Source organism: Corallococcus sp. M7, from assembly GCF_054512695.1.
This window is the reverse complement of the sequence record NZ_CM137252.1, coordinates 4,591,865-4,613,415: the sequence shown is the minus strand read 5'-3', so window position 1 is coordinate 4,613,415 and position 21,551 is coordinate 4,591,865. Positions and strand designations below refer to the sequence as shown.

20 protein-coding genes are annotated in these 21,551 nt (G+C 70.1%); 8 read left to right on the top strand and 12 right to left on the bottom strand.

Annotated elements, in window-relative coordinates:
• Window positions 1-30 precede the first annotated feature (30 nt).
• Both ACX114_RS18670 and ACX114_RS18665 read right to left on the bottom strand, forming a co-directional pair.
• The gene (locus tag ACX114_RS18670) at window positions 31-2,193 is read right to left on the bottom strand and encodes a flotillin family protein (RefSeq protein ID WP_459299601.1); all 2,163 of its coding nucleotides are present in this window, start codon (window positions 2,191-2,193) and stop codon (window positions 31-33) included.
• A gap of 117 nt (window positions 2,194-2,310) precedes the next feature.
• Entirely contained in the window at window positions 2,311-3,126 is an 816-nt protein-coding gene (locus tag ACX114_RS18665) for a hypothetical protein (protein ID WP_459299599.1), read from the bottom strand.
• Window positions 3,127-3,346: 220 nt separating this feature from the next.
• Here ACX114_RS18665 and ACX114_RS18660 point away from each other — a divergent pair, with 220 nt between their 5' ends.
• The 4 genes from ACX114_RS18660 to ACX114_RS18645 all read left to right on the top strand — a co-directional run bounded on the left by ACX114_RS18660 (window position 3,347) and on the right by ACX114_RS18645 (window position 5,811).
• Window positions 3,347-4,405 (top strand): DNA topoisomerase IB, encoded by a 1,059-nt coding sequence (locus ACX114_RS18660; protein WP_459299597.1) that lies wholly within the window; start codon window positions 3,347-3,349, stop codon window positions 4,403-4,405.
• A 102-nt stretch (window positions 4,406-4,507) separates the two neighbouring features.
• Window positions 4,508-4,753 carry a hypothetical protein gene (locus tag ACX114_RS18655; RefSeq protein WP_459299595.1) on the top strand — a complete coding sequence of 82 codons (246 nt, stop codon included), beginning with the start codon at window positions 4,508-4,510 and terminating at the stop codon, window positions 4,751-4,753.
• 2 nt (window positions 4,754-4,755) lie between these two features.
• On the top strand, window positions 4,756-5,487 hold the full coding sequence (locus ACX114_RS18650; protein WP_459299593.1) for a 2OG-Fe(II) oxygenase: 732 nt from the start codon (window positions 4,756-4,758) through the stop codon (window positions 5,485-5,487).
• A 129-nt stretch (window positions 5,488-5,616) separates the two neighbouring features.
• Window positions 5,617-5,811 (top strand): hypothetical protein, encoded by a 195-nt coding sequence (locus ACX114_RS18645; RefSeq protein ID WP_459299591.1) that lies wholly within the window; start codon window positions 5,617-5,619, stop codon window positions 5,809-5,811.
• 18 nt (window positions 5,812-5,829) lie between these two features.
• Here ACX114_RS18645 and ACX114_RS18640 read toward each other — a convergent pair whose 3' ends face one another.
• Together ACX114_RS18640 and ACX114_RS18635 are read right to left on the bottom strand one after the other, a co-directional pair.
• Window positions 5,830-6,363 (bottom strand): hypothetical protein, encoded by a 534-nt coding sequence (locus ACX114_RS18640; RefSeq protein ID WP_459299589.1) that lies wholly within the window; start codon window positions 6,361-6,363, stop codon window positions 5,830-5,832.
• 13 nt (window positions 6,364-6,376) lie between these two features.
• On the bottom strand, window positions 6,377-6,769 hold the full coding sequence (locus tag ACX114_RS18635; protein WP_459299587.1) for a hypothetical protein: 393 nt from the start codon (window positions 6,767-6,769) through the stop codon (window positions 6,377-6,379).
• Window positions 6,770-7,004: 235 nt separating this feature from the next.
• Between ACX114_RS18635 and ACX114_RS18630 the strand changes: the two genes are divergently transcribed.
• The 4 genes from ACX114_RS18630 (at window position 7,005) to ACX114_RS18615 (ending at window position 9,697) form a co-directional block, all read left to right on the top strand.
• The gene (locus tag ACX114_RS18630; protein WP_459299585.1) at window positions 7,005-7,445 is read left to right on the top strand and encodes an Ig-like domain-containing protein; all 441 of its coding nucleotides are present in this window, start codon (window positions 7,005-7,007) and stop codon (window positions 7,443-7,445) included.
• A 140-nt stretch (window positions 7,446-7,585) separates the two neighbouring features.
• Window positions 7,586-7,807, top strand: coding sequence for a hypothetical protein (locus tag ACX114_RS18625; RefSeq protein WP_459299583.1), 222 nt, complete (start codon window positions 7,586-7,588; stop codon window positions 7,805-7,807).
• The gene (locus ACX114_RS18620) at window positions 7,797-8,384 is read left to right on the top strand and encodes a hypothetical protein (RefSeq protein WP_459299581.1); all 588 of its coding nucleotides are present in this window, start codon (window positions 7,797-7,799) and stop codon (window positions 8,382-8,384) included. Before ACX114_RS18625 ends, ACX114_RS18620 begins: the two co-directional genes overlap by 11 nt.
• Before the next feature lie 11 nt (window positions 8,385-8,395).
• A complete protein-coding gene (locus tag ACX114_RS18615; protein ID WP_459299579.1) occupies window positions 8,396-9,697 on the top strand; it encodes a hypothetical protein in 1,302 nt (433 codons plus the stop codon).
• Window positions 9,698-9,704: 7 nt separating this feature from the next.
• On the opposite strand, the gene ACX114_RS18610 is transcribed toward ACX114_RS18615, so the two are convergent.
• From ACX114_RS18610 to ACX114_RS18575, 8 genes are all read right to left on the bottom strand, one after another.
• On the bottom strand, window positions 9,705-10,997 hold the full coding sequence (locus ACX114_RS18610) for an OprO/OprP family phosphate-selective porin (protein WP_459299577.1): 1,293 nt from the start codon (window positions 10,995-10,997) through the stop codon (window positions 9,705-9,707).
• Between the two features lie 118 nt (window positions 10,998-11,115).
• Complete coding sequence (locus ACX114_RS18605; protein ID WP_459299575.1) at window positions 11,116-12,258, bottom strand: hypothetical protein; 1,143 nt, start codon at window positions 12,256-12,258, stop codon at window positions 11,116-11,118.
• A gap of 46 nt (window positions 12,259-12,304) precedes the next feature.
• Complete coding sequence (locus ACX114_RS18600; RefSeq protein WP_459299573.1) at window positions 12,305-14,494, bottom strand: peptidase domain-containing ABC transporter; 2,190 nt, start codon at window positions 14,492-14,494, stop codon at window positions 12,305-12,307.
• Window positions 14,495-14,497: 3 nt separating this feature from the next.
• Window positions 14,498-15,049, bottom strand: coding sequence for a hypothetical protein (locus tag ACX114_RS18595; protein ID WP_459299571.1), 552 nt, complete (start codon window positions 15,047-15,049; stop codon window positions 14,498-14,500).
• The gene (locus ACX114_RS18590; protein WP_459299569.1) at window positions 15,039-16,352 is read right to left on the bottom strand and encodes a lanthionine synthetase C family protein; all 1,314 of its coding nucleotides are present in this window, start codon (window positions 16,350-16,352) and stop codon (window positions 15,039-15,041) included. The genes ACX114_RS18595 and ACX114_RS18590 overlap by 11 nt, the downstream gene beginning before the upstream one ends.
• Window positions 16,349-19,633: a lantibiotic dehydratase gene (locus tag ACX114_RS18585; protein ID WP_459299567.1), complete on the bottom strand. Its 3,285-nt coding sequence runs from the start codon at window positions 19,631-19,633 to the stop codon at window positions 16,349-16,351. Before ACX114_RS18585 ends, ACX114_RS18590 begins: the two co-directional genes overlap by 4 nt.
• Before the next feature lie 129 nt (window positions 19,634-19,762).
• On the bottom strand, window positions 19,763-19,957 hold the full coding sequence (locus ACX114_RS18580; protein WP_459299565.1) for a class I lanthipeptide: 195 nt from the start codon (window positions 19,955-19,957) through the stop codon (window positions 19,763-19,765).
• Between the two features lie 94 nt (window positions 19,958-20,051).
• Complete coding sequence (locus ACX114_RS18575) at window positions 20,052-21,536, bottom strand: NAD(P)-binding domain-containing protein (protein ID WP_459299563.1); 1,485 nt, start codon at window positions 21,534-21,536, stop codon at window positions 20,052-20,054.
• Window positions 21,537-21,551 lie beyond the last annotated feature (15 nt).

Genomic DNA, 21,551 nt, shown 5'->3' with positions numbered 1-21,551 from the left:
GAGAAGGGAGTTGCGATTGGCGGGAGGCTTTCAGCCCTGCTGCTTCTGCGCGAGGGCCGCGGCTTCCGACTGCACCAGCGCCTTGATGCCGGCGGCGGTGGTCTCCGTGGGGCTCACCGACATCCGGTTGAGCAGCGCCGCGACGGCCAGGTTCTGCGCGTCGTTGCTGAGGCCCGGCTTGGAGAGGATCTCCTTCAGGTCCGCCGGCAGGTCCTTCTCACCGTTGAGGTAGCCACCGAGCGCCTTCTTCAGCGACTCGCCGTGGTCCAGCGCGCCGTCCACCGAGCTTCCGAAGGACACGGCCTTGACGAAGTTCTCGAAGAACTTCCCGTCGCCGCCGACGATCTGGAACTTCGCGTTGGTGAAGGCCTGGGCCAGGACCGTGGCCTGGGCCTGGGCAATCTCCTTGCGGACGTTGATGGCGGCCAGCTCCACGTCGCGCTCCTTCTGGAGGCGCAGGCGGTACTCCTCGTGCTCGCGGCCCACGCCGTCCAGGGCCTTCATCGCGGCGGCCTTCTCCGACAGGCCCCGGGCCTCGGCCATCAGCTTCTCCTGGATGGCGGCGGCCTCGGCCAGCTGCTTCTCGCGCGTGGCGAACGCCTCCGCCTCGCCGCGCTTGTGGATGGCGGTGGCCTCGGCCTCCTGCACGCGGGCGTGGGCCAGGCCCTTCTGCTCCGCGCCAGCGGCCTCGGCGAGCAGCTTCTCGCGCACCGCGGAGGCCTGCGCCTGGCCCTGCTTCTCGATGACGGAGGCCTCGGCCTCCTTCACGCGCACCTGCGCCATGCCCAGCTTCTCCGTGGCGACCGCGTCCGCTTCACGCACGCGCACGTTGGCGAGGCCCGCCGCGGCGGACTCGGCCTGGATGCCCTCGGCCAGCCGCATCTTCGCCTTGGCCTGCTTGTCCGCGGCCTCCAGGTCGGCCTCGGCCAGGGTCAGCTTCTCCTTGGCGAGGAACACGGAGATCTTCGCGCTCGCTTCCGCGGCCTGGATGTCCTTCACGGACGCCTCTTCGGCGTGCGCCTGGGCGGTGATGATGATCGCGTCCTTGGTGCGCTTGGCATCCGAGGTCACGCGCAGGTCCTTGATGTTCTCCTCTTCCTGGGCGACGGTCTTCTCCACCGCGATGCGGGCGCGGACGACGTCGGCGATGGCCTTCTTCTCCGACTCCAGCGCCTTCTCCTTCGCGATGCGCTGCAGCTCCGTCTCACGCTCGCGGTTGATGGCCTCCAGGGCGCGGTCCTTCTCCACGCGCTCGGACTCCACGCCCACCACGCGCTCGCGGTTCTTCTGGGCCACCTGCACCTGGCGCTGCTTGTTCTCCTCGTTGATGGCGATCTCTTCTTCCGCCTTGATGCGCGCCAGCTGCGCCTTGGCGAACTCCTCGCTCTTCACGCGGTCGGCCTCGGCCGTCTCACGCGCCTGGATGCTGTCGATCTCGCGGCGCTGCTTGGCGGCCGCCTCCTCGCGCTGACGCTCGAGGGCGAAGATGGCCTCGTCGGCCTCCACGTTGCGCTTCGTGACAGCCATGCGCTCGGACTGGCGCAGCTCGTTGGTGAAGACGTTCTGCTCGGTGGTGAGCTGGGTGATCTTCCGGATGCCCTGGGCGTCCAGGATGTTGTCCTTGTCGAGCATCTCCACCGGGGTCTGCTCGAGGAAGTCGATGGCGCAGTCCTCCAGCATGTAGCCGTTCAGGTCGCGGCCGATGGTCTCGACGACCTTGTCCTTGATCTCGTCGCGCTTGGTGTAGAGCTGCTCGAAGTTGAAGGACTTGCCGACCGTCTTGAGGGCCTCGGAGAACTTGGCCTCGAAGAGGTTCTCCAGCGTCTCCTGATCCGAGGCGCGCGCGCAGCCGATGGACTGGGCCACCTTGAGCACGTCCTCACGCGTCTTGTTCACGCGCACGAAGAAGGTGACCTTGATGTCCGCGCGGATGTTGTCCTGGCAGATGAGGCCTTCCTTGCCGCGGCGGTCGATTTCAACCGTCTTCAGCGAGATGTCCATCACCTCCGCGCGGTGGACGATGGGCAGCACCACGGCGCCGGTGAAGGTGACCGTGGGCTCGACCTTCATGGTGTTGACGATGAGCACCTTGCCCTGATCCACCTGGCGGTAGAACTTGGCCACGCTGACGAAGATGCCGAAGAGGATGATGACGCCGCCGCCGATGATTGCTGCCAGGCTGATGGGATCCATGGCCTATCCTGTGAAGTCCGTTGGGCGGGCCTTGTTCCAAGCACTCGGGGTCCCCCGCGAAAGCCACCCGGTGCCGATTGTCGCGCCCGTCCGGAGGAGCCCGGAGGACGCCAATGTTCATCGCTGTGAGCGGGCTCGCGCGACGGCCGCTGCCTTCAGCGGATCACGCAGCTGCTCCATTTCCTGGGGGAGGAGCCAGTCCACCGGCTCCACCTCGTACACGCCCCGCTCCGCGTCGTAGCCGAGGATCAACGCCGGCTGGCCGCGCTTGAGCTCATTGGGCTTGTCACAGAAGACATTCAGGATGAGGCCCGCGGCCCCATCGTCGAAGGTGGCGTGGCCGTCCTTCGCGGTCACGCTGCCGCTGGAGATGGTGCACACGCGGCCCATCAGCGCCTCGCGGCCCGGGGCCTTCTTGGCGATGAAGATGGGGCGCAGGGGCCGCACCGCGAGCCCGCCCACCACCGTGCCCACCGTCGCGCAGACGAGGCCCAGGACCGTGCTCACGAGCCACGAGGGCAGCATGGAGAGCGCCGAGTGCGTGGCCTGTCCGCCCAGCAGCGACAGCGACCAGGAGAGGAACACCACCAGGCTCACCGACACGGTGACGGGGATGCCCCCGAAGCCCAGCATCGCGAGCAGGCCGGTGGCGGCCTCCGCGTCGTGCAGGTGCGAGTGCCCCGCGTGGCCGCCGACGTCATGGCCTCCGACGGCCTTCGCGCCCCCCTCCAACAACCCCGAGGTGGCCTTGGCGCCGCCCTCGAACGCGCCGCTCACCGCCTTGGCGCCGCCCTCGATGTCCACGTCGCCATCCAGCATGTCGATGCCAGCCGCGCCGATGATCACGCACAGCCAGTACGCCAGCACCACACCCAGGAGGATGGTGAAGATCGCGGTCGGGAACGCCAGCAGGGCGGCGAGGAAGGTCGTCATGCCTCGGGAATAAAATTGGAGGTGGGAGTCGCAACGAACTCTAAACGACTGCACCCCTATCCGAAAATGCCACCCGGGCTTTTCCGGTTGCCTGCTGTCCGTGCCGCCAAGGGGCAACCGGATTGCCGCCCCGGCGTGGGCTGCGCACTACAGGGAGGCGATGCCCTCCCATGCCACCGTCTCAGAATCCGAGCGCGTCCCCCCCGCGAGCCGACGGGGGATGACCCAGTTGGAGCGGCTGCGGCAGGACGGCCACCGGCGGCTGGGGACGATGAAGCGAGGCTTCCGCTACGTGGACGCCCGGGGCCGGGCGGTGTCGCCAGCGGAGCGGGAGCGGATCGACGCACTGCGGCTGCCGCCCGCCTGGACGGACGTGGCCATCTCGCCCAGGGGCTCCGCGCGCCTTCAAGCCGTGGGGCGGGACGGGGCGGGCCGCTGGCAGTACCGCTACAGCGAGGCGCACACGCAGAAGCAGCGGGATGCGAAGTACCAGCGCATCGTGGGCTTCGCGCAGGCGCTGCCGAAGATGCGGCGCCAGGTGAGCAAGGACTTGCGCAAGCGGGGGCTGGGCCGGGATCGGGTGCTCGCGGGGATGCTGCGCATCCTGGGCACCTGCTTCATCCGCCCGGGCAGCGAGCGCTACGCGGAGGAGCACGGCAGCTTCGGGCTGGCCACGCTGCGGTCGCGGCACGTGAAGGTGCACGGCGACACGGTGGTGTTCGACTACCCGGGCAAGTCCGGCGTGCGGCAGCACCGCGAGCTGAAGGACCGGCGCGTGGCGACGCTCGTGCGGCAGTTGTTGAAGGTGCCCGGGCGCGACGTCTTCAAGTTCGTGCTGGACGACGGCGCGGTGGTGGACGTGCGGCGCCGGCACATCAACGAGTACATCCAGCAGGTGATGGGTCCGGGCTACAGCGCGAAGGACTTCCGCACCTGGGCGGGCACGCTCATCTGTGCCTGCGCGCTGGCGAGGGCCCGCGAGCGCGTGAAGGAGGACGGCGACGGCGGCCCGGTGAAGAAGACCGTGCTCAAGAAGAGCATGGTGGCCGCGGTGCGCGAGGCCTCCGAGCAGTTGGGCAACACACCCGCGGTGGCGAAGGCGTCATACATCTACCCGTCCGTGCTCGTCCTCTTCGAGCGGGGCCAGGTGGTCGACCGCTACTTCAAGTCGGTGGATGAGCTGGCGGCGGATTCGGGCGAAGGCATGCACTGCTCGGAGAAGGCGCTGCTGCACATGCTGGGCAAGACGAAGCTCAGCGCGAGGCAGGCTTCCGTGTAAGAATCGCGCGGAAGGAGGCACTTCCTGGCACCTTTCCTCGGCCCCAATCGCGCGATGGTCCTCCAGTGGCTGCGGGCTCCCGGCGCGGAGCAGCGACTTCCCTTGACGCTGGGGAACGGCACTCCGACCGCCGTCATTTCGGTGAACGAGGGACAGTGGCGGTTGGAGCCGCTGGTCCTCGACGAGGCCGCCAATGCCCGCCGGTACCAGGAGTCCATGCGGAGCACGGGGATGTGGATGCCCGAGATGGGGTGGCCCAGCCTGAAGCCGGGGGAGCCGGTCATCTCCGCGGGGACTCGCGAGGAGTTCGTCGCGAAGCTGGAAGCGTTGACCTGGACCTACGGCTGACCGTGCCCGAGTACGTCACCCACCGCGACGCCCTGCCCCGCGCCGAACTGGAGGCCCTGGGGGATGCCCTGCTCGGCTCCCGCTTCGTCGCGCGCAGCCCATTGATGGGGACGTTCCGCGCGAGCCGGGGCTTCGCGTTCATCTTCACCCGCGAGGGCCGCGCGACGCTGGAGGCCCGCTTCCCCTTCCTGTCCGTCTACCTGCGCCGCATCCTCGACGACGACAGCGCGCGCGGGCTCCTGCCGTGGACGCAGCGCTGGTTCGGAGGCCGGGACACGCGCCCGCGCCCCAATGCGTTCTACCTGAACCTGCTCTTGCTGGACGCCGGCACGCCGGTGGGACGGCACATCGACGCGACCTTGCAGGAGCCGAGCGGCGTCCCGGACGCGACGCCCGAACACGTGAGCGTCCTGTACCTGCGCGTGCCACGGGGCGCGCGGGGAGGCGCGCTGCGGCTCTTGCGAGACAACCAGCTCCAGGGCGAGGTGCGGCCCCGGCCGGGTCTGCTGGTCCACTTCCGGGGCAACCTCCAGCACGAGGTCCAGCCCTTCACCGGAGGCCCGGAAGGCGCCCTGCGCGCGAGCCTCGTCTGCGAGCAATACGCCTTCGCGGACAACGTGCTGCCCCGGCTACCGGTGTTCCGCATCCAGTCCAAGGCGGGCTTCTCCGCCTACCTGGAGGCCCAGCGCGAGCGCGACGGCGCTGCCTCTTCCGTGGGAACGCTGGAGGAGTGAGCGCCCACTGGAGCCCCGGGTGCTGGAGGCCCGCTCATGGAGCGTGCGGCCGCACGGGCAGACCACCGCTTGCGCCCATGGGACGTCATCCCAAGGCTTGAGGTTCACCTTTCGCATGGGAGGACGACCATGGCGGGCAAGAAGCTGGAGGGCTACGGCGAGACCAGTGAGCAGCGCCAGCGGCACCTGGAGAACGACGGGTTCTCCGAGCGGGCGCCCCAGAAACCCGAGGAGCTGGAGAAGGCACGCACCGAGCCGGAGGACGGCCACCAGGTGGTGACGCTCCATCCGCTGGAGACGGAGCGTCCGGACGACGAACGTTGAGCCTCTCCTCGCGTCGGCTCAGAACGGCGCGCCGACGAGGTCGACCTTCACCTTGCCGCTGTTGATGTTGACGATGAGCGTGCGAGTGAGTTCCTGGTGCTGTTCGAGGGTGAGCTGGGACAGCAGCGCGCGCAACTGCTGGCGCTGCGAGTCGCTCCACCGCCCGGCGGCCACCGCGTTCTCCACCAGCTCCCGCCCCTGACTGAAGGCAGCCACGCTCCGCGGGGTCGGTTCAGGGGGCCGGGGTTCTGGCGTGGCGGGCGTTGGCGCGGAGGTGGCGGCGCGCAGCTCCTCCTTGAGGATCTGACGGATGTCCTCGCGCAACCCGGCGGTGTCCACGGAAACCGCCGCGCGCAGGTGCGGCGGCTCCGCGGCGGGCTGACATGCCTCGAGCTTCCGCAGGGCCTCCTCCAGCCGGGCTTCCTGGCGCGTCAGCGCGTCGGACCGCACGGCGTGTCCCTCCGAGGGCCTCAGCCAGGCAGCGGCGCCGAAGCCGGCGCCTCCAGAGAGGATGGCGATGCCCACGAAGGGCCACAGGCGGGAGGTCCTCATGGGCGCGAAGGCCTTACGGCGCCTTCGGATCGAAGTACGAGGCGGTGTCGACCATGAGCTGCGTGCACTCGCCGGACGCATCCCACATGAAGTAGACGTACGAGTCACTCTTCACCGCGCGCGCCGCCGCGATGAAGCTGGCCCGGCTGGAGTTGCAGGCGACGTAGTTGCCGGAGGCGTCCTCCGCGAAGGCGGTCATGGTCTCGCCGCCCAGCGTGGTCATCGTCGAGACACCGATGAGCTGCCGGGTGTCGCCCGAGTTGCGGGCACTGCCGAGCGAGCCAAACGCCATCTGGGCCGTGGGGAGGACGTTCACGGTCGAAGTGAACTTGAAGCCGGCCCAGGCCGTGGTCCCGAGCCCCAGCGCCGCGACCGCCAACCCCGCGATGAGTGTCTGCTTCTTCATGATGTTTTCCCTTGGAGTAAGGAGCGCGCCTCCGTAGCGGACCACCGCATCTCCCGTCAAGCTTGGAATACTGGCAATCGCGGCTCAGCCCGTTGTTGCCTGTCAGGCAACCGTGGCTTCCCATCCAACGACAGGCATTCATTGGCTTTGGAAAAACTCCACCTGGAGTCATGGCGATAAATGTTTGTCGCAGCCTGCACCCCGCGGCCCGACACTTCGAGGCTTTGCAATACCTGTGTTTCATGGAGCCCGCCGGCTCGCGTTGTGCCTGCTCACGTTCGTTCTCGCCTGCGGTTCCACCGAACCCGACCCGACGCCTGGAGAGGATGACGACAGCGACGAGGTCGCCGCGCTCACCCTCTCACCGAACGGGGCGACGCTCCTGGTGGGTGAATCGCTGACCCTGGCCGCCCAGGCCGTTGATGACAGCGGCCATGTTCTCAGGAACGTCCAGGTGACCTGGTCCTCCCAGTTGCCCTCGTACGCGACGGTGAACGATGGCCGGGTGACGGGTGTGGCCCCCGGTGGCTCGGTCATCACGGCCAAGGTGGGGTCGGTGAGCACGACCCTGACGGTGGTCGTGATGCCGGACGACGCGTCCCGCCCGTCGAGCGACGAGGTCCTGGCGTCCGCGCATGAGGCGGGCCTCATCAACGACGAAGAGCTGCTGGCCTAACGGGTGTACGCCGAGTTCAGCGATCCCCGGCTGCCCCTCCAGTACAAGGCCCGGGTCGAAGCGGGCTTCGACGTCACCCCGCTCGACGACCTTCACGCGCGCTTCGACGACCTCTCGCGCCGATGCAGGAGGCGCTCGGGATGTACATGCTGCGTCCGGATGACCCGGGCAGCTGGCTCAACACGCCCCTGCCCGACGCCAGGCTGAGCAGCATGAAGCGGCCCGCCTGCAAGCCCGCCTCCGAGAAGTGGCACTCTGTTTCGCCGTCCTACGCGAAGGTGAAGGTCTGGTTCGAGTACGCCGTCGCGACCCAACGCGATCAGGCCATCCTCATCGACAGGGCCATCCAGAATGAGATGTGACTACGGCGCCTACCTGTTCTTCCAATACCTGGCCAAGAAGCACGGCCCGAACGTCGTGGTGGCGGCGCTGGAGAAGACGTGGCCGGAGTTCGCGAAGGTGCTCTGGAACCAGGCGCCCATCGACACCAAGGCGGAGTCCTTCGCGAAGTGGGACCAGCTCAAGGAGAAGGTGAAACCCCACGCGCTCAACGGAGACCTGGCCGGCGCGCCCGAGCACAAGGAAGAGCTCCACGACGAGCTGAAGAACCTGTCCAACCACTACGAGCACTTCACGTTCAGCGACCCGAACACGCGCTCCCTGCTCTTCCACAACGGGTGGTTCAAGAACATCACCGAGTCCAAGGAGCCGGTGAAGGTGCTCGCGCTCTGGAACGACGCGAGCGGGACGTGGCACGAGGAGGACTGGAGCAATTACGAGTACGTGGGTCTCTGCCGTGACCTGAAGTCGCAGCGGGCACAGGACCTGATCATCATCACCAGCAACGCGAACTGCCGGGGTCCGGAGAAGGATGCCCCCGGGAACATCCTCTTCCTGAGGCGGGTGTCCTTCGGGTTTACGCGTTCCGAGCGGGCGTGAGACAAGGCTCCATGCCCGACTGGAAGCGGTTGCAGAAGCTCAACGATGGGGAGCCCATCTGGTACTCGGATCCCCAGCTCGATACGAAGGACGAGGTCTGGCTCTACAACAAGGGAGGTGCCCTGCGTGTCTGGAGCGAGGGCACGCTCGACAAGGAGGACCCGAACGTCTTCAAGGGGCTTGGGCCCGTCGAGCGGCGGCACACCCTGTACCGGCTCAGCACCCTGCTCCACGTCGATGTCGAGGTGCGTGGCGCGCAGTCGCTCGTCCGCCGCGGGACGCTGAACGGCGCGCACCTCGTCTCCCGCATCGAGACCTCCCGCGTCGAAGCCCTGCTGGCGCGCTACCGCAAGCTGGGCTTCAAGGACGGCGCGCCGTGGAACGCGACGAAGAAACTCGTGACGCGCCGCCAGTACCACCGGGCTCCGGACAAGTACTGGGAGGTCCTCGTGGACGGCGAGCATGTCTTCGAGGACTACTCAGGGCAGACGACCCTCGCGAGCCGTGAAGCCGCCCTTGCCCGGGCCGAGCAGCGCGTTCGCGCCAAGGAGAAGGCGGGCTTCGTGCTCCAAAACATCGAGCTCACCGATGCCAGGTTCTCCAATCCGGAGCCCAAGCCAGCGCCCAGCGCGCCCAGGCGTGCGCCCCTGCCCAAGGGGCCCTCCTTCCCGAAGCCCCAGGACGCCTTCGAGGCCGTCGACGTGGCCATCGCGATGCTGAAGGACCTGCACGCGCGCTTTCTCACGGGACACTTCGTCGCGGAGCAGCTCGACGCCGCGAAAGAGAAGAAGCGCATCGCCACGGCCGAGGAGGATGTGTCCTTCTTCAAGCGGATGCACAAGGCGCGCATCGGTCGTTGGAGGACGGCGAAGCCAGGCAGGCCGAAGAAGCGTGAGTCCAGTTGGGACTACTTCCTGCGCGTGTATGGCTCCATCACCTGGATTGTCGGCAGCGGTGCCGACCAGGGGCTGCCCATGTTCCTGTGCGGCAACGTCACCGGCGGTGGCTGGAGCTGCCTGGAGGTGGCGGAGGACCTCTACGCGATGGATGACCTCGTCGAAGCCACCGGCAACACGGACCTGGAGGACCTGATGGTGTTCCACGGAGGGTGGCACACCTCCAGGTCCTTCGCGTTCGATCCCCGCGTGGGCTCCGCCACGGGAGAGCTGGCCATCATCCCGTTCGACGAGGGCATGGAGAAGCTCCCCAGGCCCATGAAGCGCGAGCGCGTGCAGCCCTTTGGCCTGTGGCTCCACAAGCGCGTCACCCAGCTCGTTCGCACCGCGGAGCGAAACCTGCACGCGGCGCGGTGAACCGCTGTCAGAACGCGACCTGGAACCGGGACAGCACGACGTTCTCGGCTTCCCGGTCGCCGTCCAGGGCTCCGCCCACGTAGTCCGTGTGGTGGAAGTTCAATGCGACGCGCACGCGCCGGTTGAAGGCGAAGAGGGTGGCGACGCCGAAGCCCCGGGCCTGGCTCACGGAGCGGGTCGGGTCCGCGAACACGGGGAACGCGTCGTCGTCCATGTCCAGGCCCTGGTAGCGCACGGAGATCTCCAGCGCGCCGCCCTTGCCCGTCTTGGGGTCGAAGGGGCGGTGCGGCTTGGGGCCCGTGAAGGACGCGTCCCCGCCCAGCACATAGGACGCATACGCCTGCCACGCGTGGTGGCGCAGGCGCGCGCGCTGGTCACCCACGCTCACCTCCTGGGACGACAGGACGTACTCCGCCAGGAGCCCCACCGGGCCCCAGTAGAAGTGGCCCTGGGGCGACAGACGCACGTGCTCTCCGTCCGCGATGACGGTCGGCCCGGTGGTCCCGTTGTTCAGGAAGCTGAAGATGATCTCCTGGCCGGTGCTGCGCTGCGGCCCCAGTCCGGTGCTGGCGGTGTTGGCGGAGGGCGTGCCGAACTGGAGGCCCCGGGTGACGGCGACGCCCAGACCCAGGCCCTGGAGCGCGGAGCCCGTGTCGCCCTTGAAGGGCTGGGCGAAGACGCGGGCCACCAGGTCGAAGCTGTCGTCCGTGTTGACGTCGATGCTGGCGCCGTCGGGATCGCCGTTCACCACCGCGAACGCATAGCTGAGGCGCCCCCCGGCGATGTCTCCGTGCAGTTGCAGGCCCGCGTCACGGATGGGGACCAGGCCGAAGGTGAGCGAGCGCTCGATAAAGGGGACGTCCGTGTTGGCCTGGAGCAGCTCCAGCCCGAAGGGCGTCTTGAAGCGGCCCGCGCGCAGGCGGAGCCACTCGACGGGGCGCAGGTCGATGTACGCGTCCTGGATGAGCGGCTGATTGACGCCGAAGTCCGGCATCAGCCGGAAGTCCACGAAGCCGAACAGCGTCCCGTCCAGGAAGGGGCGCAGGCGCCGGATGAGGAACGTGTTGGTGCCGCTCCGGTCCGAGTCCGCCACGTAGAAGCGGCCGTCCCCCTGGAGCTGTCCGCGGACCTTCAGCACGAAGGCCTTGTCGGCGGTGGAGAAGACGTAGCCTTCCTCGGAGAGCTGGACGCTGGGGGGCTCCGGGGACTTTTCGGGCTCGGTCGCCTGGGCGCGGGCTGGGGGCGCGGAGAACAACAGCAACCCCAGGGTGGCGAGGTGGGCGGCGGAGAAGGCGGACACGCGGGACCTTTCAGTCGAGGGGCGCCAGGGACGGGAGGGAGCGCCGGGGGCGCTCACCCTTCCCGCGTGTCGTGATGCTGTCAAGCGACCCTTCGCCGGTGTTGCATCCGCTCAACGGCTACGGCGCGATCTCGGCGATGCTGTACGTGAAGGACGTGGGGAAGAGGAACTTATAGACGCCGGCCCCCCTGACGCGCCGAAGCGAGAGGAAATATCGCGCGGTGGCAGGCGCCGTGAACTCCGTGCCCGGCAGGTAGTCACTCTCGAGGTCCTTCGCGACGATGGCACCCTGGGCATCGAGCACCGTCGTGGCGGCATAGAAGGGGGCGATCCCCAGCGATGACAGCCGGTACTTGTGACCTTCCACGAGGTCCACCGCGAGCACGTCCACGTCGCCCACGGGCCAGAAGACCACCTCGGTCGTTGAGGGCACCGTCACGACCGTGGCCTCTGGCGGCGCATCCGGATGATCGTCCACCCCGCTGTCCGCCGCCGTGCACTGATAGCCCTCCACCGCCCCTCCTCCCTGCCCTGCCCTGGAGAAGACACGCACGTAGAGATCCTCTCCGGTGTCGTTCTCACCGGACAGCGCGGACTCCCCGTCCCTGGGGCCCGCATAGGAGTACGTATTGAGCACGGTGCCATCCGCCCTCACCATCTCCGACTGGGGGCCGAAGTTCGGCCCGTAGCAGCGCACCGACAGGATGTGTCCCTTTGGAAGGGAGAACCGGAAGACATCCACGTCATCCGGGAACGGGGCGTTCAGGACGCCGCTGAACTCCGACGGGACCGCCTTGGAGACGGCGTTCTCCAGCGCGTCGCCCTCGGTGTCCTCGGTCTCGGTGAAGTCGAGGGTGTACCGGCCGAACTTGACCGACGAGTTGATGGACGCGCGCACGTCCACGACGACGGTCTCATCCACTGCCGCACGCCAGGTAATGGTCGAATCGGCGTAGGCCTTGTAGGTGACGGGCGGGAGGGGCTCCAGCGTGCTCGGATCGAGCCGCCGTACCTCGCAGCCAGGCAGGGTGTCCGCGTGGCAGGAGAGCCGGTAGAAGTGTCCGGCCTGCGTGGCCAGTTCGTGGCGGCTCAGCGGCTCCGCCTCCGTCAGCTCCCCTTCCCCGCTGTCCCCCGGATTCAGCACTCCAGAACCCGCATCCGGAACGGGCTCGGGCTTCGCCTCGTCCTTTTCGCAGGCCGTCAGAAGCAACCCGCCCACCAGCAAGGACAGCGTTCCGTAGCGTCGGAAGGAGGTCTTCATCTTCATTCCATCATCGCCTTTCATCGGTTCTCCCCGGCCATGTTTATCAGCTCGCGAGGGCCTTGGGACGTGAGGGCATCTCGAGCTGGGCCTGAACGAGCCGCGCGTAGGCTCCACCTCGCGCGAGCAACTCCGCGTGCGTGCCCTGCTCCACGATGCGGCCCTTCTCCATGACGAAGATGATGTCCGCGCCGGCCACGGTGCTCAGCCGGTGGGCGATGGTGACGCGGGTGCATGAGAGGGATTGAAGCGCCTGCTGCACGCGCCGCTCGGTGACGGCGTCCAGCGCGCTCGTCGCTTCGTCCAGGAGCAGCACCGAGGGCCGGCGCACCAGCGCGCGCGCCAGGGCCAGCCGCTGCCGCTGGCCTCCGGACAGGCTGGCCCCCTGGTCCCCCAGCGGCGTGTCGTAACCCAGCGGCAGCGCGAGGATGTCCTCGTGGATGCCCGCGCGCGTCGCCGCGTCCACCACGGCCGCCAGCGGGATGGATGGATCCGCGAAGGCGATGTTGCTGCGCACCGACGCGTTGAACAGCCGCGTGTCCTGCACCACGATGCCCAGCTGCTGGCGCACCGAGTCGCTCTCCAGCTCCGTCAGGTCCATCCCGTCGAAGAGCACCCGCCCTGACTCCGGCCGGTACAACCCCAAGAGCACGCGCGCCAGCGTGGACTTGCCTCCGCCGGAGGGGCCGACGATGGCCGCCCACTGCCCCGGGGCGATCCTCAGCGACACGTCGTGCAGGGACGGTGACTCCAGCGAGCCGTAGCGGAAGCGGACGCCCTCCACGGTGATGCCACCCGCCAGCTTCGGTGCGGGCCGCACCGTCCGCGCGTCCTGCTCCGCGGGCGTCTCCAGCAGGTCGTCGATGCGCTCCAGGTAGCTGCCCGCGAGCTGCAACTGCCCACCCACCGCGACCAGCGACGCCAGCGGAGCCAGCGCGCCCAGCGCCAGTGCCTGTGCCGTCAGCATCGCCCCCAGCGTCAGCTCGCCGCGAAGCACCTGCCACAGCCCCGTGCCCAGCAACACGGAGGGCGCGCCCACCTGGATCCCCGCCGCCAATGCATCCACCACGCCCTGGTAATAGCGCTTGCGCGCGGAGGCATTGAGCTGCCGCATGTAGAGCTCCTCCCAGTGCCCCACCGCCTGTCCCTGCGCGCCCGAGGACTTCAGCACCTCCATGCCGGACAGCATCTCCACCGTGAAGTCCTGGGACTTCGCCTGCGCGTGCATCTCGTTGGCCAGCAGCTCCTCGCGCTGACGCCGTGTCAGCAGCAGCACCAGCACCTGCGCCGCCGCCACGCCCCCTACCGCCAGGAGCAGCGGCTGGCTCAGGCCCGCCAGCATCCCCACCGAGGAGACGATGAGCAGCCCGTCCAGCATCACCGCCAGCGTGGCCGCGCCCAGCGCCTCGCGGATGATGGCCAGGCTGTTGATGCGCATCATCAGGTCGCCCGACGAGCGCTGCTGGAGGAAGGCATACGGCAGCGACACTAGGTGCCGCACCAGCTGGCCCGCCATGCCCACATCCAGCGCCATGCGCAGCCGCACCAGCAGGGCCGAGCGCAGCGACGTGGCCAGGACGTGGCACACCAGCACCAGCCCCACGCCCACGCCCAGCGCCGCCAGCAGGTTCGTGTCCTGACGCGGCACCACCCGGTCCACCGCCATGCCCGTGAGGAAGGGCAGCACCAGGGACAACATCTGGAGCACCAGCGACACCGCGAAGATGCGCGTCCAGTGGCCTGCGTGCCCGCGCAGCAGCGCTGGCAGGCGGCGCAGCAGGGCCGGCCGCAGCTGGCCTTCCCGAAGCGCGGGTGTGGGTTCGAAGATCAGCGCCACGCCGGTGAAGGCATCGCGGACCTCGTCCCAGGACAGCCGCCGCCGCCCCAGCGCCGGATCCACCACCGCCACCCCACCCCGCCACAGCCCGTCGAAGACGACGTAGTGGTTGAACTCCCAGTGGAGGATGGAGCCGCGGTCCAGCGCGGGCAGCTCGTCCATGCCCAGGCTCACCCCGCGCGCGTCCAGGCCGAAGCGCTTCGCCGCCTCCACCAGCGCCAGCGCGTGCGCGCCGCCGCGCCCCGCTCCCACCGTCCCGCGCACCTCCGCTGGCCGCGCCGGTGCGCCATGGTACGCGAGCACCATGGCCAGGCACGTGGGGCCGCAGTCCGCCGCGGTGAACTGCTGGAGGAACGGCACCCGGCGCCACCGCCGCTTCAGCTCACGCCACGCCCCCATGGCTCACCTCCGCCCGCCGCGCGCCTGCGCCCACAGTGCGGCCGCCAATGACTCCGTGCCCACCTGCACCTCGACCGTGCCCGGGGTGCCCGGCGCGTCGCCACTCGCGGACGAGACCTCATGCGCCCGGACGAGCACGCCCGGCGCCAGCCTTCCGAGCACCCCGTCGAACGCCTCCGGACCTCGTGGCCCCGTGTCCACCCACTCCACCTCGTAGTCGCGCGGGCCCTGTGCCATCCGTGCCCGCACGCGCAGCCCCGGACGCACCGCGCCCGGGTCCAGGTCGGGCACTGAGAAGAACAGCCGCGTCCGCGTTTCGCCCTCGGCTGGAGCGCCCTGGGACAGCACCTCCACCACACCGGGGACGCTCACGACACGGGCCACCGGCACGCGCGTCGCGAAGAGCCCCAGGCCCGCGAGCGCGATCCCCAAGGGCAGCGGCAGCCAGCGCACCCAGCCCGGGTGCTCCAGTCGCACCGGCGCCGCGGCGGCCCCGCGCGCATGGCGCTCCAGGGCCTCGCGCCGGAAGAGCATGTCCTCCTGCTCAGCGGCCATGTCCCGGCTCCAGCGGCGGGCGGAAGGACGCGAGCAGCATCCGATCCCACGCAGGCTCCTCGTCGCTGATGGCCGCCAGCAGCGCGAGCGCGATGCCCACCGAGCCCGTCAGGAAGCTGGCGTTGTCCTCCACATGGTCCGGGTAGGTCTCGCGGGGAAACCACACGACATAGCCACCGACGCCCTCGCCGGGCACGCGCCGCGCCAGGAGCCGCGCGAAGCACTCACGCGCCTCGCGGCCGAAGGCCTCCTCTCCTGTCAGCCGGTACATGCGGTGGAACAGGTGCGCCAGCCCGGCCTCGCCGTGGCACAGCCCGCCGTCCATCACCTCGCGCGTTTCCTCGGGCCGGCGCACCGCGCGCAGCCCCGTCTCCACCGCCACCCGCTCCCACTCCGCGTTGCCCACCGCCCGCGCGGCCATCAACAGTGTCGCGGCCACCCCTGGATCCCCGTAGCACCAAGCGCCCCGCGACACCTGGGAGCGCCGCACCTCGTTGTCCGCGTAGTAGGCGAAGGCGGACAGCGAGCTCGCGGGCTGCCGCTGCGCGAGCAACCACCGCACCGCCTCCTCCAGCGCGGGCCCCACCCGCGCCCGGTCGATGCCGTGCGCCCAGGCGGCCGCGAGCAGGCCCACCGCGCCCGGGTTGCCGTGGGCCACGCCCAGGTTGTAGCCGCCGTCATGCTGCTTCTTGCGCGTCGTCGTGGGGATGAGCTCCGGAGGGGTCCGCCACGCGCGACCTTGAGGCCCCAGCTCCGACACGGCCAGCAGGTGGTGGACGACGCGCTCCAGACAGCGGCGCGCCCGGGCCCCCGGCAGCCGCTCCAGCGCGAAGACGCCCAGCCCCACCAGCCCGGCGATGAGATCGTAATGCTGTACCCAACGCTCGACGCCCAGGAGGTCCTCCAGCGCCGCCTCCACGTCCTCCAGCGGGTCTTCCTCCGAGCCCAACTGATCCGGCAGAAGGTGCGCGCCCAGGTGGTGCATCACCCACGACACCTGGACGAAGCCACCATGCAGCGCCGGGCGCATCCCCCGGCGGCCCACCTCCTCCAGGGCCCCGTCCAGGAAGCGCGCCGCGTGCTCCGGATCATCTCCCCCGGGCCACACGCGCGACAGGTAGCCGTGCAGCAGCGCCTGGCTCGCCAGACGCTCCGCGATGCGCGAGCCCTTGTGGATGAAGGGCTTGTGCAGCTCGGTGGTGATGGCGCGCACCGTCTCCGCGGCCTGGTCCGCCAGCGAGCCGGTGAGCAGCGGCCACCACCGGGGAGACTCCTGAGGAGGACGGATGGAATGGGCCATCATGGGCGAGGCTCCTTCACGCGGGCACGCGCGAGCTGGGACTGATACGTCCGGGCGAGGAAGTCGTAGAGCACCAGCTCCTGCGCGCGCGCCGCCGAGCGCAGCATCCGGTTGGCGTGCATGTGCAGGTGGGTACCGGCCAGCGCGGACAGGGCCACGCCAAGCCGGCCCTCGCGGGAGTCCTCCTCCAGGCGACGCCGCACGGGGACAAGCCGCTCCGAGCGCTCGCGCAGCACGGCGAGCCCCTCGACGAGCAGCGGGCTTACTTCCGCGTCCGGAGTCCAGGCCGCCTCCAGTGCGGCGCGGGACTGGCGGTAGCGGGCACCGAGCTGGTGCGTGAAGGCCGTGTCCATGCGGAACTCCCGCCCGAAGTAGTCGCGGGAGCGCTCGGCCACCGTCAGCTTCGCGCGGAGGTCCAGCCCCAGGTCGTTCAGCAGCAGGTCCATGCCCCGCAGGGTGAGCTGCCACCGGGCCTCGGCGCCCGCGTCACCGTCCAGCAGCGCCATCAGCTTCAGCACCGCGTCGCTGTCCGCGTGGAACAGCTCCTCGGCCAGGGCCATGCCCTCCGGGCCGCCGTAGCGCTCCAGCTCCCGCTCGTACGTGTCGAGCTGCACCTTCCACACGACACCGTCCCGAGCCAGCGGCGCCACCGCGGCGGACAGCGCGGGCAGTGCGTCGCGGTGCAGGCGGGCCGGATCCCCGTGCAGCCGCAGGCGCACGTGCCAGTCCGGATCCTCGAAGCGGATGAAGAACCAGCGGTCCACCGCGCCCTCGCGGACGAGCCGCTCCACCAGCGGCGCCACCGCGTCGCACAGCACGTCATCCGCGCCAGCGGTGCCCGCGTACAGCTTCGCGTAGAGCCACTCCGAACCCGGCGCGAAGTGCCGTGTGGCACTGGCGGAGGAGCCACGGCGCGGGACAGGCACGGAGGCCGTGGGCTCCTGGCGCCGCACCATGGGGAGGAACAGCTCATGGACGAAGCGTCCCTCCGGGCCTTGGGCGCACAGCGCGTCCGGTCCGACGAGCTGCTCGCGCAGGACGGCGCGGGCGCTGTCCTTCACCAGCGACGCGAACGTCTCCACGCACAGGACGTTGTCCAGATCCAGCGGCAGCACGTTGTCGCCATTCACCAGCGCCACGTGGCGCGGCAGGCCCAGCCGCTCGCGAAGCGCTTGCACGGCGCGGAAGCACTCCTCACCGCGCGCCGCGCTCAGCGGCTTCAGCACGTCCGGTCCCAGCCGCCACCTCGCGAGGGACAGCACCACCCGGCCGGACACCACCCTCGGAAGGAAGTCCAGCCCCTCCAGCGCGCCCCAGCTCCACGACAGGCCCACCGCGCGCCCCTCGTGCTGGAGCATGCACAGGAAGCGGTAGACGCCCAGGCCCCGGGAGAAATTGTGCGCGGTGGTGAGCCGGGGCAGCACCTCGCGGCCCAGCCGCTTCGAGCGCAGCACCACGCGCCCATCCACCACCGACACCCGCAGGTCCTCCACGGGAATCCGCTGCGCGTCGGGCGCGCCGGAGGCCCCCAGGAAGGGAATCTCGTGCCCGCGCAGTTGAGGCCGCAGCAGCACGTTGCCGATGCGCCCTTCCGGCAGGTGCACCACCTCCGCGAAGACGGCATCCGGGCGGAGCGCCTCCTCGGCGCGCAGGTGCCGCTCCACCGCGTCGCGCAGCGCCTCATCCCCATGACAGAAGCGGCCCAGGGTGTTGGCACCGGAGGGCCCTCCCGCGCCGCGCAGCACCAGCGAGAAGTCCCCGCGCGTGAAGGCCTCGTCCGAGTCGGCCAGCACGCTGAAGCCCACGGAGAGGGCGTCCGGCGGCGGCGCGGCCTTCTCCGAGGACAGCGCCTTCAGGTCCTCCTCGCCCATCGTCAGCACGCGTGCGCCCGCGCTCGCGGTCAGCCGGCGCATCAGGTGCAGCTCACGCGGGCCGAACGTCCCGCCTGCTTCCGTCGCCGCGGGGAAGGCCAGTCCGCGCAACAGCGGTGCGCCATCCGCGGCGGGCGCGCTGGACACCTGGAAGCCCACGCCGGACTCCTCGTCGAGCGCCTCCAGCAGCGGCACCTCGCGGCCCTCGTAGCGGCGGGTGAAGGCCTCGCAGAACGTGCTCAGCGGCGAGCGGCCCATTGGAGGCCCCATGCGCTGGACGAGCTCCACCGCGCGATTCACCTCCGCCAGCACCTCCGGGCCCAGGGTGGCCCCGGGCGCCGGACGGTAGAGGTCCACCTGGAAGAGGCGCGGCAGCTCCACCTTCACGGGGAGCGCCTCCAGCCGCGTGGCGATGGCGAGGTAGGCCTCCTTCGATTGACCTGGACCTTCCGCATCCAGTCTCGACAGGAGACCTCCAACGTCTTCCAGGCACGTGGCCGCGTCCTGCGCCACCCGCGCGGCCTCACCCGTGCCCGCGTCTTGCGCCAGCGCGCGCAGCCGCTCCACCAGGTACGGGAGCGGCTCCGGCCCGGTGACGGGCACGGCCAGCTCCGGCACCAACAGGTCGTTGTCCACGAGCGTGCGCACATACTCGGCGGCCTCGTGGGCATCCACCTCCGCGTCCAGCGCCACCAATGTCCGAACCAACTGCTCTGGCCGGGCGCCTGCGCGCGCGCACTCCAGCACCGCCTCCAGGTACGCATCCGGACGCACGGAGGACAGGTGGTGCCGGCGCACCGCTCCTGTGTGCCGGGTCTCCACGTAGCGAAGCCGACCGGCCGCGCGGTACAGGCTGCCATTGGGGCGGTAGCGGAGCACCTCGTGCAGGGCGGGATGGCGCACCAGCGCGCCCACCAGCCGCGTGAGGTAGTCCATGTCCAGACGCGTGTCGCGGTGGCACTCGCGCGCGTCCGCCACCGACAGGTGCGTGCTCGCTCCCAGATGCCCCACGGAGCACGACGCGAAGAGGCCGAAGGGCGTGCAGCGCCCCGCCATGCGCAGGAAGTAGCGCACCAGGGCCCGCTCCACCTTGAGGCCATACTCGCTGTCCGGCGACTGGAACCAGAGCGGCAGCCCCTCCTCCAGCGAGGGCGACGCGACGAAGAGGGCCTCGCGCACCTCCGGCCGCTCCACGTATTCGCGCAGCCGAGTGCGCAACAGCGCGCGATCCGCGTCCAGGGCCTTCGCGAGCTCCCCGGTGGCGTGCGGCGCGGTGAGCCGCGAGCTCCAGTGCTCCACTGCGTCGAAAGGCAGGAGTGGAGTGCGCAGGACGAAGAAGTCCGCCGGTTCCATCAGGGACGGGGCGGGAGGCGTGCGCTGCCCCTCGGGAGCGCGGCGGCGGGGCTGGGACATCGCGACGGACCTCGGAACCGGGAACCAGGTGCGGGAAACGCCCCGGGCCGGCGAACACCGGCCCGGGGCAAAGCCTCTCACCATGCCTCGGAAGCGAACCTCACCTCCGAGCACACGGCGCGAGCCGCATCAGAAGCAGCAGCCGAAGGCTTCCTGCGTCTGGCAGGCCGCGTTCGTGTAGCAAACGGTGGCCTCGGTCGGATCCGTGCCCTCGCAATCGTAGACGGAGGGGGGGATGCCACCGGCAACCTGCTTCAGCTGGGTCTCGTTCAGCGCGCGCAGGGTGTCCTTCGACAGCGTCAGCTTCTTGGTGGTCTTCTTCATGGTTTCGTTCCTGGATGTAAGGCCGCACGGAATTGCGCGGTCGAAACGAAATACGAAGCCCCCTCGAATTCCTGGTCGTTGCTCCAATCACTTATCAGCGATCCGCGTCCAGCGGAGGCAGCCACGTCAGCACGTTGCGCGTCCACAGCTTGCGGAAGGTGGCGACGAGCTTCGCGCGCTCCGCGGGATCCGTCATCTCGTTGGCGTCGGCGATCTCCCCGATGCTGGAGGTTCCGTCCGCGAGCCCGAGCAGCTCCCGCTCCATGTCGCTGGCGCCGAGGCCGGGGGGCAGCAGGAAGCGGGTCGGATCCAGCCCCGTGGCGCGCTCCACGCTCCGAGCGGTGGGACTCTCCAGGAGATGTGGGTGCACCCACGCGCGGCTCCAGGAGCCCACCGCCAGCGGGCGCAGCGACTCGACGCGCTCGGGCGGCACGTCCTTGCGCAGCACCTGGATGAGGGACTCCAGGTTGAGCAGCGTCCGCGCCAGCGGCGGCGTCATGCCCGAGGGCACCGGCGCGCCCGCCATCGCGCGCACCGCGAACACGGCGGTGGCGATGGACACCATCACGCCCGCGTTGGAGGCCCCCACGTGCAGGGGCCCTCCGGCCAGCCGCACACGTCGGCGGCCCTCGAAGACGAGCGGCCACAGGTCCGGCCGGGACTCCACTGCCAGTCGCTCCTGCTCCGCCGGGGAGTGATGCGGGTGCTCGTGCTTCGCCTCCTCCAGGCTGACGGACTCCCTCAGCCCACGCACCTCGTCCTCCGTCAGCACGCCCGCGCGTGTGAGCAGCGCCAGCACGTGCGGTGACAGGCGCGCGCCGCATGCGGCCACCAGCACATCGCATGGCAGGTGACGCGCCTCGCCGTCCTGGTGGTACGTGACGCCTTCGCGGGTCACGCGCACCGCGCTGGCGTTCGGCACCAGCCGCGAGCCCGTGGCCTCCACCAGCCGTGCGAAGTGCGGCAGCCGGTGAAGGCCCCGCGACTCGCCGCGCATCAGCAGCGTCACCGGCTGGCCCGCCATCATCAGCGCCCCGGCCTGCTCGAAGCCGGAGATGCCACCCCCCAGCACCGCCACGCGCCGGCCGGCCACCTCCGCCGCGGAGCGCAGCCCCTCCCGCACCTCCACGCGCGAGCCGGGCTCCACCGCGTCCGGAGGCAGGGGCCGCCGCTCGTACCAGGCGGTGACGAGCACCTCCTCGGCGCGCACCTCGATGCGGCCCTCGGGCGTCTCCACCTCCACCGTCACGCCGTCCGCGTCGGGGCGCAGGCCCACGCAGCGGTGGCGGCAGCGGATGTCCAGGCGTCCCATCTGGATGACGCGTGCGTAGTAATGCAGCACGTCCTCGCGCCCGCACTCCAGCGCGTCGCGGCAGTCCAGCGGCAGGCCGCCCACCTCCCAATGCATGGCGGGCGACAGGTAGACGAGGCCCTCGATATGGGCATGCAGCGAGGCCAGCGGGGTGGCGCCGGCCTCCAGGGCCAGGGCGGGAATGCCACGCGCCCGGGCCTCGAAGAGCGCGGCCACCGCGGTGGGGCCGCCGCCAATGACACACAGCTTCGTCGTGAGGAGCGTCATGCGGGCGGAAGCCTA